Raw genomic sequence first — 14,371 nt, forward strand, 5'->3', positions numbered from 1 at the left:
GAGTGATGTAATCGGGCCAGACCACCGATGTTATCGAGCCGCTACACCTAATTTGGCAATGTAGCGACCGACTTCGGTGTCACCCTTAAGCGGTTCGAATTGTCGGGGGTCCAGGATCAAGGCATTGCGTTCGGTCCCAATCCGTACCTGCAAATCACGCTGAAGTAGGACTAGACGCGTTAGGTGAGTGAGTCCATAGGGCTGAAATGCAGGGGTTCCTTCCGCATCAATGTAGTCATTGGCACAAGCCGCGTCGTAGACTGAGACCGAGCTCAAATGCAAATGGGCTGGCCCGTTCTGGACCCAACGTGCGGTTTCCGGAGTGCCATCCACCAAAATGACAAAATCTGCTGATGGCGGTCTAGCTGGGGTTGCCGCCTCAAAGGCGTGGGGTAGAACATCCACCCGATGCCGAGCTTTGCAGGCGTTCTTGAAGACGCGGGCGTACCCGGATTTGCCGGCGCCGTTATGACCAAAGAAAATGGTCATGCCCTCCGGTGCGAGGTCAAAGGCACGACCGGATGGGAAGCCGTTCACCTGGTCTAGCCCCGAAACACCTACTAGCCGCACGGTTGAGCCACTTCCGGCGCCTGGTACGTCGTCTAACGTGAATGGCTGGGTTTGCCCAGTAGTTGCTTCTTCCCGCTCTTGCTCGCGAACCATTCGCAGAATGGTCTCGATGTCATCTTGAGTTAGTTCGGCCTGGGCAAATATCCGGCGCAGTGCTTCCTGCTGCCAGGGTCGAAGTCCGCCTGCCCACCCGATAATCGCGTCCAACAATGGCATATCCGTCTCCTTTTCAGATCCGTCGATTAAAGGCCGGGCTAAGTTGGATCGCAAGTGGCCATTGCCTGCGAGATGCTTTGTCGCGTTCCGTTTGCCCGCCTACTGACCGCCGCCCTAGTAGCTTGTCAGGCGTGATGCTGCATGGACAGAGGTTCTGGATGCTGAGCAGTACCAAGCTAGCTAAGTCCGCTACCGGAAAAGTGCTGTTTAGCGGTGAGATGGTGAAACTGCAGAAGCTACTACCGATGCAAGCGATGTGGTGAGCAGTCTTCCGGTATGGACTTCAAGCCTCAATTTCCTAGAAAAGAGCTTTTTTCTATGGACATTCGACATCGGAGAGTGAGTAGCGGAATTTCTGGGCTGAAGCCATGTCCATGGCTGTTCTTCTTTCCTTTACATCGACGAAGCATTTTTAGACCTTACCGGTGTGCCAGGCAACATGACCGAGTTGGGAAGATCGATTCGATCCAAAGTCTACCGCTGCACCGGCATTCCCGTGGGTGTGGGCATTGCACCGACCAAGACCCTGGCCAAGCTGGCCAATCACACTGCGAAGCGTCTCCAGGTGCACACAGGCGGGGTCGTGGACATCTGCGACCCAATGAAACGTGATTGGGTACTGCGCAATACCTCTGTCGGTGAGGTGTGGGGCATCGGTCGAAAGATGAAAGCGCACCTGGAGGGCATGCAGATCCTGTCGGCCAAGGACCTGGCCATGGCCGATCCTTGGATGCTGCGCAAAACATTCAGTGTTGTGATCGAGAAAACGTCACGCGAGCTGGCTGGTACTGCGTGCCTGGAGCTTGACGAAGTCGAACCGCCCCGGCAGGAGATTTGCTGCAGCAGAATGTTCGGCAAGCGACTGACTGAGCTGGGTCCGATCAAAGAGGCGGTGGCCACCTACATGATGCGTGCTTCGGAGAAGCTGCGTGCCCAAGGATCTGTGTGCAAAAAGATCAGGGTCAGCATCCGCACCGGCATGTTCAATCCTGACGAGGCCAAGTATTTGAATGGCGCACTTGTCCAGCTGCCCTACCCTACCAATGATGTCCGACTGTTGACCAAATACGCGACGGATGCTGTCACGCGTATCTACCGGCCCGGGTTCAGGTACAGCAAAGCAGAAGTGCTGCTGATGGACATATGCCAGCCAGGCGAGTTTACCGATGACCTGTTCTCTGCCGTGCAGCCATTGAGCTCCGATCGTCTCATGGCTGCGTTGGACCTGATCAATCACAAGTGGGGCCGTGGCACGCTGCGTACAGGATCAGTACCAGTAACGCCTGATTGGGGTATGAGGCGCGATCAGATGAGCCAGAGTTTTACGACGCGGCTTGACCAGTTGTGGGTTGTAAAAGCGAAATAAAGAACGCTTCCGGCGCAACTAAAAGGATACCAATTAGATATCCTTTTAGTATCTAATTAGGTCCTTTAGAGTATTGTATGAATATTTTTATAGCCGAATCGGGCCAGCAGAACTCTGGCGCAAAATATGGTTATCATCTTCCGGTCGCTCTGTCGGCGGCAGCTGCCTGGTTCTTACACTGGGGCGCCTAGCCCGCTTCTAGCGTACTACCCGTGTCGCACAGTTCTTCACTGTCACTACAGTGCAGAAGCAGGCACGCTGGGGTAGAAATCACATGGCTACGGGCTGGGATATCCTTAAGGTATCTAATAAATATCTAACTAGTACTATATTGGTATCTATTAGGTGTCTTAAGGGGCCTTCATTGGAATTCTTGAGGTCGAGAATTTGATAATTCAAGGACATCGCATTGGATCAACTCAATGCCCTCGCAGGTGAAAGCGTTTGCAGGGGAGATATCTATACCCCTGCGTCCAGCAAGCGACGCACAGCGATTTTGATCAGCGCTGGCCTGGATAACCCAAGCTTGTTACGAGCAGCATCAAACTCCGCGAGCAGATCTGGCTCGAACCCAACGGAGAACATCTCTCGATTGCCACGCATGTTTTTCTTCGCTTTGCTGTCTGGAGCTGTTGCTGCAACCTTTGCGGCAGCCGTCGCCGCTGCAGGATCAGCACTTGCTGGTTTGGGGGCTCGTTGTATGACTGCCATGTGATCACCATCTAAAAAGGTACTTTTGGGATATCCTTAGGATATCATAGATGTATCCATGGGACACTATTTGAGTGCCCTTTTATCAGTCGAACAGGGCTTTGATTAATCCATCAATCTCTTTGCACGCTTTAATGTCCTTCGGCTTCATTTCCGAGACGGCCATGCCGAGAGTTGAGGCCGCAGCGATAGATTTTCGACGTGTGATCGTAAGGTCAATCAACTGCAGTTCGGGAAAAGCCGCAATCGACTTACGCGTACTGATGTTGTCACTGGAGTACTTCTTGGGTTCGGCCATGTTGAGGAAGGCATAAATCGGCAGCGGATTGTCTGCGCGAGAGGCTTGAATTTCACGAATCAATGGCACCAACTCGTCCTCCAAGGCGTCGAGCTCAAAGTTACCAGGTGCGATTGGTACAAGCATTACATCTGCAATCATCATGGCGTGACGAAATGCAGAGCTATCCCGACCACCAGCATCGATGATGATATCGTCGTACTTTTCGAGCTGCCTGAGGACTTGAGTCCGCAGTTGCTCTCCTTCGGGGTACGCGACTAATGTGAGGCTGGGCGTTAGTCCGGCTGCATCCCTACGATCAATTGCTTTAGACGACGAGGACTGGCGGTCGCTGTTTACGACGAGCACATCCCTGCCTTGCAGCGCGCGCCCCATTCCTATTTGAACAGTGAGCGTCGACTTGCCTACACCACCTTTACTATTTCCAACCACGAAAATTGCCATGCGGGTTTCCTGACGTGTTTTAGATACCGAAAGGATATCCTTTCGGTATCCGATGTCAATCCCTTTGATGTTGTAAAGGCATCCTTATGGTATTTCATCATCCCAACTGTGTGGCGGGTGGCTGATTTATTGGGTTGCAATTATGATCTGGAAAACGAGCTAGCTATGGAGGTGCTTCGTATGGATGACCGTAGAAACCACTTTGCAGAAATGGTCGCTTTGGCCGCGGGGATAGCGCTGGTCGGTTATGCACTTGCGAAGGCGTTCTCTGACCAGGTCGGGCTGGATGTTTCCGCGGGAGGACGTCTGCTGTTCAGCATCGTGCTTTGTGTGGGCCTCATAGGCTACGCAGCGTGGAATGAGTTGACGGATGGATTCCTTGGCATGAGAGCCCTATTGCCCCTTGCGCTATCAACTGTTTGGAGTGGTATGTGGCCGGCAATGCAGTATTGGGGAACGAAGTCACTGTACTTCCCGGGCTTGCCGATCGAGCAGCAAGACGTGGAATGGTGGGCGAACGGGTACACCCAGTGGGGCGGTTTCGCCGTTCTGCTGATAGGTGGGTATGCAATCGCCTACTACACTTGGCGGGCGCGCTGAAACTGGGCAGACAGCAAGGCCCATTGATCAAAAATGATCAGCAGACCTTGAACCTAATCAACAAATAGTTGAATATAGCCCTGCAAATGCGGAACGACTGACCGGATGAGATAGAACGTTCCCTAGCCCGCAAGGGTGTTCGCGCAAGGCGAACCGAGGCGAAAGCCGAGTGGTGTCCGGACCTGCTACACCGAATACGAAGAGGGTGCCTATGGCACCCTTTTTCGTTTCTGGCGTTAGCGTTTTGTAGACGTTGGCTCCCGCAAATAGATTTTGCCGCATAGCAGCGGAAAGGCCATCGAGCCTTTGAGCCTCGGCCCGCCACCATCGGCCTCGTGATACGCGCTTTCCACCACCAAATTCAGATCCTGCCATTGCCGACGCTCACCCGTAGCGCGACGCACTTCGAAAAACACGTGGTATGGGCCTTTCGGGTCATCAATGGTGATCGAATAACACCAGTTGCGCTCTGTCGCTGTCTCCCACACCTTGGCTTTCGGATGGTTGAGGCTCTGGATGAGTGCGGGCAGCTGGTGGGACAGTCGATATCGGATTGGACAGAAGGTGCGTGGCCTGGCCGCAGCGGCATCAATGACGGGTTGCCCTGCGGGATGGTTCTCCTGCAGGTAGCTGATGCTGAAACAATGCGTGGAGAACGTCACATGCACACGCAGCTCGCGCTTGGCTTTTTCACTGTGGATGACAAATGTGAAGGGCTCAAGATGTGCCAGGTCAATGCTCTGGCCGTCTATGAGCAGTTCGGGGAAATAAGGCTGGTCGACCACGCAGGACTCCTTGTTGAACGCGGAGTGTAAGGGGTTTGCAGCACAATTAAACCTGCCCCGGCGAAGCGTGGGGTGCACAGCCAATCAAAACCAATGGAACGGCGGGGCAGGTGGGCATCTCACATGCAGACATCCACACCTGCCTGCGAGGCTCTATGTGCAGCCATTATGAAGCACCGTCACCCCACCAGGTCGCTGAAGCGTTTGGGGTCGCACTGTTCGACCAGGGCAGGCTCGATCTGTGGCCTGGCTACATCGACCCATTCCTGCGCCGCCCAGACGGCAGGGCAGATGACAACGATTCTCCCGCAACCATGGAAGTGCTGACCGGCTCCTTTGGGTTGATCCCGTCCTGGAGTAAGGACAGCAAGTTTGCCAAACGCACGTACAATGCTCGATCAGAGACCGTGACCGAGAAACCGTCGTTCCGACATGCATGGCGCCAGGCGCAACACTGCATTATCCCTGCGGTGGCCATCTACGAGCCGGACTGGCGATCAGGCAAGGCAATTGCCACGCGTATAGCCCGTGCAGACGGCGAGCTGCTTGGCATTGCGGGCCTTTGGGAGCGGTGGCGCGATCCGTCCACCGACCAGATCCTGCACAGCTACACCATGCTGACCGTGAATGCAGATGATCACGACTTCATGAAGGCGTACCACAAGCCCCAGGATGAAAAGCGCATGGTAGTGATTTTGCCCAAGGGCTCGTATGCGGACTGGTTGACGGCGGGTCCGGAGCAGAGCGCTGCGTTCATGAACCAGTACCCGGCAGATAGGTTGACCGTGTCCATGTGATGGGCTTTACCTGGAGCAGGGCAGGGTGAGGCGTTGTGCTGGCTGTGTCCGGCACCCTGCTGCAGGTGCTTTAGCATTTTCCTATAACACCGCATAAACACTGGTGGTAGGCTTTCCCGGAGGCCCACTGCTGACACTCTTTGGAACGACAGCGAATTTCCGCCAATCCTGATAGAGAGTCCCATGACAGCCAAGATCCGTCGTGCAACATCCCTTCGACCTGGACAATTCAAACACCTCATAAGAGTCGCTTAGGTGACAGGTCGCATGCCAGAGCGGGACGTGCTGCTGCTTTGACTCACTCTCACACAACCGGCCTGCGCGTCACAGAGCTGGCCCAGCTTGAAACATCCAGCGTGCTACACCCATCTGGAGCCGTGCGCTCTGAAGTGCACCTATCTTCTACGATCACAAAAGGGTCGCGTGCCAGGAACGTCTACCTCACGCATACCAAGTGCATCGATGCCCTAGAGCGTTGGATGGATGTGCGATTGCAGCGTGGCTGGGGGGGGCTGGATCTGACGATTTTCTCGGCCTACGCCCAAACTCAAAACTCATTCTCAGCCATAAGGGTGAAGCGTTCGAGCTTGCGTTCAAGCATCGCATGCTCGACAGCGGTCCGGAGGTATACCGGTGCTGCGACACCCTGCAACAGACTTTCAGTCGCCTTTATCGTCAAGCGGGAATCAAGGGAGGATCGTCACACAGCGGTCGCCGCACGTTAGCAGCGAAGTACTCGCCGCAACCGGCGATGTGGAGATAGTCCAGATGCTCCTCGGCCATGCTTGTCTCAGTCACACGAAGCCGTATCTCACGGTAGATCAAGGCACTTTACGACGCGCCTTTGAGCTGGCATTGTAGACACATTGTATAAACATATTGCTTGCTTTTTTTGAGAGTGTATCTACGGTAGATCTACATTAAGGGTGCTTATGATGGAAGTAAAAATTCAAAAGTGGGGCAACAGCGCTGCGATTCGCTTGCCATCTGACGTGCTCAAGCAAATGAGTTTGGCTGTTGGGTATGTGCTGAGCCTCGATTTCACGCCTGAATTAATGACGCTGAAACCTGCGAAGGCCAAACCACATTACAAACTGGCCGACCTAATGTCTCAGTGCGACCTGAACGCGCAGGAACCAGCAGAGCTTGCCGCCTGGAACGCTATGCAGCCGGTGGGGCGTGAGGTGTGAAGAGAGCGAAGTACGCTCGGGCCGATATTGTCCGTTTGAATCTGAACCCAACGTCCGGCCGTGAGCAGCAGGGCGATTTTCGTCCGGCACTGGTTCTCACGCCAGCGGCGTACAACGCCTCGGGGCTCGCAGTGATTGCACCGATCACACAAGGCGGCGACTTTGCCCGATATGCGGGTTTTGCGGTGCCGTTGAGCGGTTCAGGCACCGAGACTCAGGGTGTTGTTCTGTCTAACCAGATCCGCACTGTTGACCTTGAGGCCCGAGGCGCCAAGCGTATAGAGTCTGTTCCCGAGGTGGTGATTGACGATGTGCTGGCCCGCGTCCAAGCACTCTTTGAATAGCAGGAAAAAATTGCCCATGAAACAGGTGATCGAGGCGCTACGTGCAACCGCCACAAAGTGGCGGGCAAGCAACCAGGAACACCCCGCTGGTGTTGTGCTGGTGTGGGAAGGCGAAGTGTATGGCTGGAAAAACGAACTGCGTGATCCAGAAAGTGAACGACCAGGCGCATACGCCGTGGACATGGCCGGGCTGGTCTACATGGCACAAGGCGGTGATGACTACAACGGCGCGAAAGCGTGGGTCGCGGTTGATCCTGACGGACAGTAGGAAAGCGCCCAGTTGCGCCCTAACCCAACCTTGGGGACCTAAGTGGTCATTTTCAAAGCCAGTCCCCAAGAGCTGCTATTAGGAAAAAGACGATGTTTTCCCTGGAAAAAAGCCACCGGTCTTCAAAATGGGTTCAAGGAATTTCTGGTACTCAGACCAGGAGCTAAAAACCTTGATATCTGCTCTAGGGTTTTCAATATCACCACTCAGTCTTATGAGAAAAACACCACCACCTGCTTCGATGATGCGCTTAGCTTTTTCACCAGTAGATCCATAGGATAACAGGTAGCCAAGCGAAGCAAGTCCCAGCACAGAACCTTTCTGAGCAGCAGATGCTTTCAGCAGCGGATCTGCTGGAACGTCAGAAATCATCAGCATCATAGCGCCTAAATGATGCGCCTCATCATCAAAGCCATCGGCGAGCTCTTTGCCCATTCTTAATGCGTCGGCAGCACGAGATTTAGGTATCTCGTTTTCATGCGCGAATGATTCATAGGAAGTCAGCAGAACTGTACCAACGGGAGCAGGATTTTTTGGATAATGTCGATCGGTTTGCATACCTGCCTCTAAAAATTGACGGTCAGTGACGAACAAAGTTTATCGGAAATGAATTGATCCTAGGAAAAAAACGCATGGATGAACTATTGAACAGCTCTGACGGTCTGCATACCGAGATTCTAGTGGTGCTGCAGGATGCAAGAGCGTTCCCAGTCATACGCCATGAGGTCGCCCTGGTTGCGTGTGGCATGGCACTTGAGCACGCTCTAAGCCTGCGGCTGCTCGTTAGGGCGCATTATCTCCAAAAAAATCAAAATGGTAACGTGCTGACCCAAAACGCCGATCAGGTACTGGTGGGCATCATTACCCAGTCAGACCTGATCAAGACACGTTATCCCGCTTTCAACAATTGAGCTGTTTGCTATTCCTTTCACGCATTGCCGGATAACTTGAACTTACCGACCACGCTGCGAAGTTCGTTAGCCAGCAATGAAAGCTCGTCAGCCGTCACGGCGTTGTCCTCTACGCCTTCCATGACGATCAAACTGCTATTTCGAATGCCGATGACGTTACGGTTGATATCCTCTGAAACCGAGTGCTGTTGCACTGCAGCACTGGCGATCTGAGTGTTCATCCCCACGATGCCGTCCACTGCTTCATTGATCTGATTCAGGCTTCCAGACGCTTGGCTCGCCGCCTCGATGCACTCCCGTGCTCGCGTTTGTCCGGCCTTCATCTGCTGCACAGCGGCATCAGTAGCGCCTTGCAACTGTTGAATGATCCGTCGAATTTCCTCTGTGGAATTTTGTGTGCGCGAGGCAAGAGTTCGCACTTCGTCAGCCACAACGGCAAAACCACGGCCTTGCTCGCCAGCTCGCGCAGCCTCAATGGCCGCGTTAAGGGCCAGAAGGTTAGTCTGGTCCGCGATGGTGCTGATGACTTCGATCACACCACCGATTTCTTTGCTGTGTGTCGCCAGCGCTTCGACTTTGCTTGCGCTGAGCTCTACTTCGTTGGCCAGAGCCTCAATAGCAGCACTTGTTTCAATCATAACTTTCAGGCCGTCGTTAGACGCATTGCTTGCAGATTCAGCGGCACGTGCTGCGCCCTCGGTGTTCTGGGCCACGTCGGAAACGCTCGCGGTCATTTCGTTGATAGCAGTGGCAACCTGCTCAGTTTCAGCCTGTTGTGAGCTCATTGAGGCTTTAGCTTGGCCGATAGAAATCTCTAGCCGCTTCGCCGCATCGGAGACTGAGTGCGAGCTGCGCTCCACCTGGCTCAGTGAGCCCGAGAAGGCCGTTACCATGCGGTTAAGTCCCTCGCCTACATCACCGATTTCATCGTGGCTGTTAATTCGAACTCGCGCGCTCAGATCGCCTTGGGCAATACGTGCGGTCACAGCTAGAAGCTCATCAACGCCTAAGCGCAGGGCCTTGTAGATGCCGACGAACGCGTAGAGCAGCAGTATCGCGATGACGGTAAACAGCTCAATGCCGAAGGTACGCTCATTACGCAGCGTATTCAGACGCTCATCAATTCGAATACGTAGCGATTCCTGCATCTGATCCTGAGCTTTGTAGAACTGAGCAACGACGGCATTTCCGCGCTCGCCCAAGGTGTTGGCATTTACGCTAGAGCGCTTGCTTGGGTCAAGGTAGTCAGCTAGGTCTTTACGTAGGTTTTCCAGGTCGGTAATGGCGGTTGTTACAGACGGCTCAACCACGCCAAAGAGTTCCGGCTTTTCGCGGCGAAGCAGGAAAAGGCTCTGCTGCAACTCTTGACGTATTAGAAGCTCCTGTTTCAACAACGTCTGCGCAAAAATTCGAGTTGTCTCGTCCAGAGGACGGTCAGCGCTAAAGCCGCTGGCCAGACCGCGAAGCTGTCCGACCAGATTTATTTGCCGAGGGAGACGTATAGAGCTTAGATCGATGAGGTACAACGAACCGGCTTCTTCGTCCAAAATCATGCCGGAAGTGGCCGTAATGTAGTAAACGAAATTCATTAAGTCGGTTAGCTGGTCGTTCCACGCAGCAAAGATCACTAAAGGTGTTTCGCCTGCTTTCCCGCGTTCAATCAGTTGCAAGCTAGCTGTACGCAGCTTCTGAACGCGATCTGCTGTTTCCAGTTGAGTGCTGAATTTTGCGTCCTGCGCCGCCAGAGCTGCATATGCATCGTTCAGCTTTTCGGCGTTTCGCGCTGCATTGGCGACGGCGTTGGTATCACCACTGAGCATGCCGTGGGTCAGCGCCCGTTGAATCATGGTTAGACGCAGGATAGGGGTGACAGCCAACAAGTATTGTTGACCTACCTGTTCATGCTTGATGCCTGTGATGCTCGTGTTGAGTGAAAGCATCACCCGCGTGCCTAGCAGCAGCAGAGGAATAAGGACAATCACTCCTAGGATGACGAACTTAATGGGGAATCGAACACGGTTAGTGACGTACAGGGCAGGGGCAAATAAATTCATTGGGGTCTCGATCACTCAAGCATCAGTGCATGCCTTCCTAGGCTTGTCTAAGAGGCTCCATCGCACATTTATGACGGTTTCCGTCGTTATAAAGAGCGTATCGGCTGGAGCAATAGAAGCTTCAGTGGACTATCAGAGTAAAATTCTGTGAGGGTTGAATCGCCCCGGATTCTCTAGACACCTCCATGCCTTAAACTGAGGCCAATCAGGAGGTGCCATGAGCAACCCACGTTATCCCGAAGAATTCAAAATCCAAGCGGTCAATCAAGTGACCGAAAAGAAGCTGCCTGTCGCTGATGTGGCGGCGCGTCTTGGCGTGTCGACGCATAGCCTCTATGCCTGGATAAAGCGCTACAGCAAACCTCAGGCAGAACGGCAGCAAGACGATGATCAGCACGCTGAACTGCGTCGTCTGCGAGCGGAACTCAAGCGGGTCACTGAAGAGCGGGACATCTTAAAAAAGGCCGCCGCGTACTTTGCCAAGGAGTACGGCTGAAGTACGCCTTTATCAAGCAGCGCGCGGGCGACTACTCCATTCGACGGCTTTGCCTGACGCTGAAAGTCCATCCCAGTGGTTATTACGCTTGGTTGTCTGAGCCGCAATCTGCACGCGCTAAAGACGACCAGCGATTGCTGGGTTTGATCAAGCACTTGTGGCTGGAGAGCGGCGGAGTTTATGGCTATCGCAAAATCCATGACGATCTGCGCGAGGTCGGTGAAGATTGTGGTCGGCATCGTGTGGCGAGGTTGATGCGTCTTGAAGGTCTGCGCTCTCAGACAGGGTATCGACGTCGCCCTGGAAAGTACGGCGGTAAGCCAGCGGTCGCCTCACCCAATTTACTGAAGCGCGAGTTCGATGTCGTGGAACCCAACAAGGTTTGGGTCACCGACATCACCTACATTCGTACGTATGAAGGCTGGCTGTATTTGGCGGTGGTGCTGGATCTGTTTTCTCGTCAGGTCGTTGGCTGGTCAATGAAGTCGCAGATGACCAGTGATTTGGCCATTGATGCGTTATTGATGGCGGTTTGGAGGCGAAAACCGAAACAAGAGGTGATGGTTCACTCCGATTAGGGCAGCCAGTACAGCAGCTCCGATTGGCGCAGTTTTTTGAAGGCAAACAATTTGGTTGCCAGCATGAGCCGCCGAGGCAATTGTCATGACAACGCCGTGGCTGAGAGCTTTTTCCAGCTTCTGAAACGGGAACGAATCAAGCGGAAAATCTACACCTCACGGCAAGATGCCCGTAGTGATGTGTTCGATTACATCGAGATGTTCTACAACCCAAAACGCCGCCATGGTTTCAACAATCAGCTGTCACCGGTAGAGTTTGAAAAACGTTACGCAATGAGCTTGCAAGGTGTCTAGAGAATCCGGGGCGATTCACATCCACGAGCGGCTGATTGGCTGTGCAAGGTGTTTGAAGTGACCCGCTCGTGCTACTACGCTCGGCGTCTCAGGCGCCGCACACCGGATATAGAACGCTACCGATGGCGTAGCCTTGAGCAAACCCCGAGCCCACCGATCAAACCAGCGCCTCCAAATAAGGTTATATGCCCGCTTTTTGCTGTGACAAATGAAGCGAAAACAGTTTATTGAATGCGAGATGGGTGCACTGGTAATGCGGGACAAGCACTTTATTTCTGTTTTTCTCTTTGTAAGTGTCAACGCTATTATTGCAGGCGTAGCAGCTTATCCGGGGGCAGCGTCTTTTTTTCGTCGGTTCAGGCCGTTCACGACTTAGGGGGAAATAGAAGCTCGCAGGCCGGAAGTATCAAGGTGATACCAGCCGGTACTGTCGGCACATCCATGACATTCTCCCAAGTGCCTATGGCAGTCATGCAGGCAGGACAAGCCAGGTGCTTACATCCGGCTTATCTGCGACAAACTTGTGCTGTAACTACCGAGTTCTGTATGGAACTTGGCCAGCACTACAGGAATTCGGTAGGGCCGCGAACATCGTCACTCGGCTCCCGAAAGGATATTAAAATCAGGGATGTTTACGCATGACATCGTCACATCAACAAGTATCGAACAACTCCAATGTCTCGTATGAACTATCCTCTGTACAGCAGGGTATCTGGCTCGGTCAGATAGCGAATTCGGGCATACCGCTGTACAACATCGGCATGACGCTGGAGATCAAAGGTGATCTCGATATTTCGATGTTCGAGAGGGCTATCAAGCTCGTTGCCAAGCATAACGATGCGCTACGGCTTGCCCTGTTCCAGGAGAGTGATATAGCCCGGCAAAGGGTGCTGCCATCTGTCGATATCACACTCGCGCTCGTCGATTTTTCAGACTACGGTGACAGTGTCGAACGAGCGCAGGAATACCTTCAACACGCATTTTCCCGACCGTTCAATCCATTGGAAGGCATTCTTTGGGAAGCGCAGCTCGTACGGTGCAGTGCATCCCATCACTACTGGCTAGGCCGCTACCATCATTTGGTCATTGACGGCGCAGGGGTGACGCTGTTTTGCCATGCAGTCGAGAAGGCCTACAGCAATTTAATGGTGGGCATCGACGCGTTCGAGGACGGCCCTTCCTACAGCGACTTCCTGGCCAAAGACCAGGCTTATCTGAATTCGCCGCGCCTGGAGCGTGACCGGTCGTTTTGGCGCGAACGTTACGCACACATACCGCCATCCCTGCTGCACTGGTCCGGCGACCATGCCGTGGGTTCGATGTGCAAGAGCGGTCATATTCGCTCGACGATCAAGCGTGACCTGTTCAATGCTGTGGCCGCGGTTGCCACCGAGCACGGTCTTTCTCCTGTCGCGGCATTCTTTGCAGTCGTCAGTGCCTATTTTTCACGCGTCGGTGGTGCAGAAGAAGTCATCATCGGCATGCCCTTGCATAATCGCACGACGGCCCGCGAGAAGCAGACGATCGGGATGTTTTCTTCCGTCATCCCGGTCGGCGTACGGGTTGACCCCAATCGTTCCCTGCTCGAATTGATGGGCGATGTGGCCGCCGAATTGCGACGCTGCTACCGCCACGAGCACTTCCCGATTGCCGAACTGAATCGCGCTCTGAATGTTGGCCATTCCAGGCGCAAGCAGATCTTCGATATCACGCTTTCATTCGAAAAATTTGACGCAGACTTTGTCTTTGGCGGCGCCCGTTCGAAGGCGATCAGGATGTACAGCGGCTTCGATCAGACGCCGTTCTCAATCGCTATCTGTGATTACTATTCGGATGAAGACGTAGTCGTTGACTTCAACTTCAATCTGGCCTGCTTTCGCCCTGACGAAGTTGAGCGGATTCGGGACCGCATTACGCTGCTCCTGGAGTCGGTTGCCGCTCATGAATCGACGCCGATTGGCCAGCTTGCGCTTATGGAGGAAGCGGAACGTCGGCAAGTGCTTGTCGAGTTCAACGCGACACATCAGGCCTGGCAACAGGATCTATTGGTCCATCAGCTTTTCGAACAGCAAGCGCAGCAGCAGCCTCAAGCGCTTGCACTGGTCTGCGGCGACGAGCGTGTGACGTACGCGGACCTCAACGAACGCAGCAATCAGGTGGCTGATGTCTTGCTGTCACTGGGCATTGCTCCGGACGACCGCGTGGCGATCTGTGTGGAACGCAGTGTGGAGATGGTGGTGGGCTTGCTGGGGATCCTGAAGGCGGGTGGTGCCTACGTGCCGCTGGACCCCGGGTATCCGCCGGAGCGGTTGCGCTACATGCTGGAGGACAGCGCGCCGGTGGCGGTACTGGTGCAGCGTACGACCCGGGACTTGCTGGGCGCGCTGGCGGTGCCGATGCTGGATCTGCAAAGCGTGAACCGGGCGGCTGAAGCCAGGCATGATCGCGT

The 14,371-nt window shown here is 54.1% G+C and carries 13 protein-coding genes and 3 pseudogenes; 9 read left to right on the plus strand and 7 right to left on the minus strand.

Annotated elements, in window-relative coordinates:
• Nucleotides 1-30: 30 nt before the first annotated feature.
• A complete protein-coding gene (locus ALO80_RS19005) occupies nt 31-786 on the minus strand; it encodes a hypothetical protein (protein WP_055010122.1) in 756 nt (251 codons plus the stop codon).
• Nucleotides 787-1,183: 397 nt separating this feature from the next.
• Here ALO80_RS19005 and ALO80_RS19010 point away from each other — a divergent pair.
• A pseudogene (locus ALO80_RS19010) lies at nt 1,184-2,152 on the plus strand (Y-family DNA polymerase); the annotation flags it as partial.
• A gap of 459 nt (nt 2,153-2,611) precedes the next feature.
• On the opposite strand, the gene ALO80_RS19015 reads toward ALO80_RS19010, so the two are convergent.
• Both ALO80_RS19015 and ALO80_RS19020 read right to left on the minus strand, forming a co-directional pair.
• Complete coding sequence (locus tag ALO80_RS19015; RefSeq protein ID WP_055010124.1) at nt 2,612-2,863, minus strand: ribbon-helix-helix protein, CopG family; 252 nt, start codon at nt 2,861-2,863, stop codon at nt 2,612-2,614.
• Between the two features lie 85 nt (nt 2,864-2,948).
• Nucleotides 2,949-3,605, minus strand: coding sequence for an AAA family ATPase (locus ALO80_RS19020; protein WP_003436858.1), 657 nt, complete (start codon nt 3,603-3,605; stop codon nt 2,949-2,951).
• A gap of 117 nt (nt 3,606-3,722) precedes the next feature.
• Between ALO80_RS19020 and ALO80_RS32070 the strand changes: the two genes are divergently transcribed.
• Nucleotides 3,723-4,205, plus strand: coding sequence for a hypothetical protein (locus tag ALO80_RS32070; protein WP_235812497.1), 483 nt, complete (start codon nt 3,723-3,725; stop codon nt 4,203-4,205).
• Nucleotides 4,206-4,441: 236 nt separating this feature from the next.
• Here ALO80_RS32070 and ALO80_RS19030 read toward each other — a convergent pair whose 3' ends face one another.
• Nucleotides 4,442-4,990 carry a hypothetical protein gene (locus tag ALO80_RS19030; protein ID WP_055010125.1) on the minus strand — a complete coding sequence of 183 codons (549 nt, stop codon included), beginning with the start codon at nt 4,988-4,990 and terminating at the stop codon, nt 4,442-4,444.
• Nucleotides 4,991-5,145: 155 nt separating this feature from the next.
• Between ALO80_RS19030 and ALO80_RS19035 the strand changes: the two genes are divergently transcribed.
• The 4 genes from ALO80_RS19035 to ALO80_RS19050 all read left to right on the plus strand — a co-directional run bounded on the left by ALO80_RS19035 (nt 5,146) and on the right by ALO80_RS19050 (nt 7,589).
• Nucleotides 5,146-5,787 (plus strand): SOS response-associated peptidase, encoded by a 642-nt coding sequence (locus ALO80_RS19035; protein WP_055010126.1) that lies wholly within the window; start codon nt 5,146-5,148, stop codon nt 5,785-5,787.
• 935 nt (nt 5,788-6,722) lie between these two features.
• Complete coding sequence (locus tag ALO80_RS19040; protein ID WP_003436866.1) at nt 6,723-6,977, plus strand: AbrB/MazE/SpoVT family DNA-binding domain-containing protein; 255 nt, start codon at nt 6,723-6,725, stop codon at nt 6,975-6,977.
• Nucleotides 6,974-7,321: a type II toxin-antitoxin system ChpB family toxin gene (locus ALO80_RS19045; RefSeq protein WP_003436868.1), complete on the plus strand. Its 348-nt coding sequence runs from the start codon at nt 6,974-6,976 to the stop codon at nt 7,319-7,321. Before ALO80_RS19040 ends, ALO80_RS19045 begins: the two co-directional genes overlap by 4 nt.
• 16 nt (nt 7,322-7,337) lie before the next feature.
• Nucleotides 7,338-7,589 carry a hypothetical protein gene (locus ALO80_RS19050; RefSeq protein WP_003436870.1) on the plus strand — a complete coding sequence of 84 codons (252 nt, stop codon included), beginning with the start codon at nt 7,338-7,340 and terminating at the stop codon, nt 7,587-7,589.
• Nucleotides 7,590-7,667: 78 nt separating this feature from the next.
• Here the strand turns inward: ALO80_RS19050 and ALO80_RS19055 are convergent, their stop codons facing one another.
• A complete protein-coding gene (locus tag ALO80_RS19055) occupies nt 7,668-8,147 on the minus strand; it encodes a hypothetical protein (RefSeq protein ID WP_050558000.1) in 480 nt (159 codons plus the stop codon).
• A 74-nt stretch (nt 8,148-8,221) separates the two neighbouring features.
• On the opposite strand from ALO80_RS19055, the gene ALO80_RS19060 reads away from it, so the two are divergent.
• A complete protein-coding gene (locus tag ALO80_RS19060) occupies nt 8,222-8,500 on the plus strand; it encodes a hypothetical protein (protein ID WP_003436873.1) in 279 nt (92 codons plus the stop codon).
• 17 nt (nt 8,501-8,517) lie between these two features.
• Here the strand turns inward: ALO80_RS19060 and ALO80_RS32615 are convergent, their stop codons facing one another.
• Entirely contained in the window at nt 8,518-9,393 is an 876-nt protein-coding gene (locus ALO80_RS32615; RefSeq protein WP_408003285.1) for a methyl-accepting chemotaxis protein, read from the minus strand.
• Nucleotides 9,394-10,554: pseudogene (locus ALO80_RS32620) on the minus strand (HAMP domain-containing protein); the annotation flags it as partial.
• A 217-nt stretch (nt 10,555-10,771) separates the two neighbouring features.
• On the opposite strand from ALO80_RS32620, the pseudogene ALO80_RS19075 reads away from it, so the two are divergent.
• Both ALO80_RS19075 and ALO80_RS19080 read left to right on the plus strand, forming a co-directional pair.
• Nucleotides 10,772-11,922 (plus strand): annotated as a pseudogene (locus tag ALO80_RS19075) (IS3-like element ISPsy29 family transposase).
• 638 nt (nt 11,923-12,560) lie between these two features.
• On the plus strand, nt 12,561-14,371 hold a 1,811-nt coding region (locus ALO80_RS19080), incomplete at its 3' end, for a condensation domain-containing protein (RefSeq protein WP_144434239.1).

The sequence above is a fragment of the Pseudomonas caricapapayae genome, from assembly GCF_001400735.1.
Taxonomy (GTDB): domain Bacteria; phylum Pseudomonadota; class Gammaproteobacteria; order Pseudomonadales; family Pseudomonadaceae; genus Aquipseudomonas; species Aquipseudomonas caricapapayae.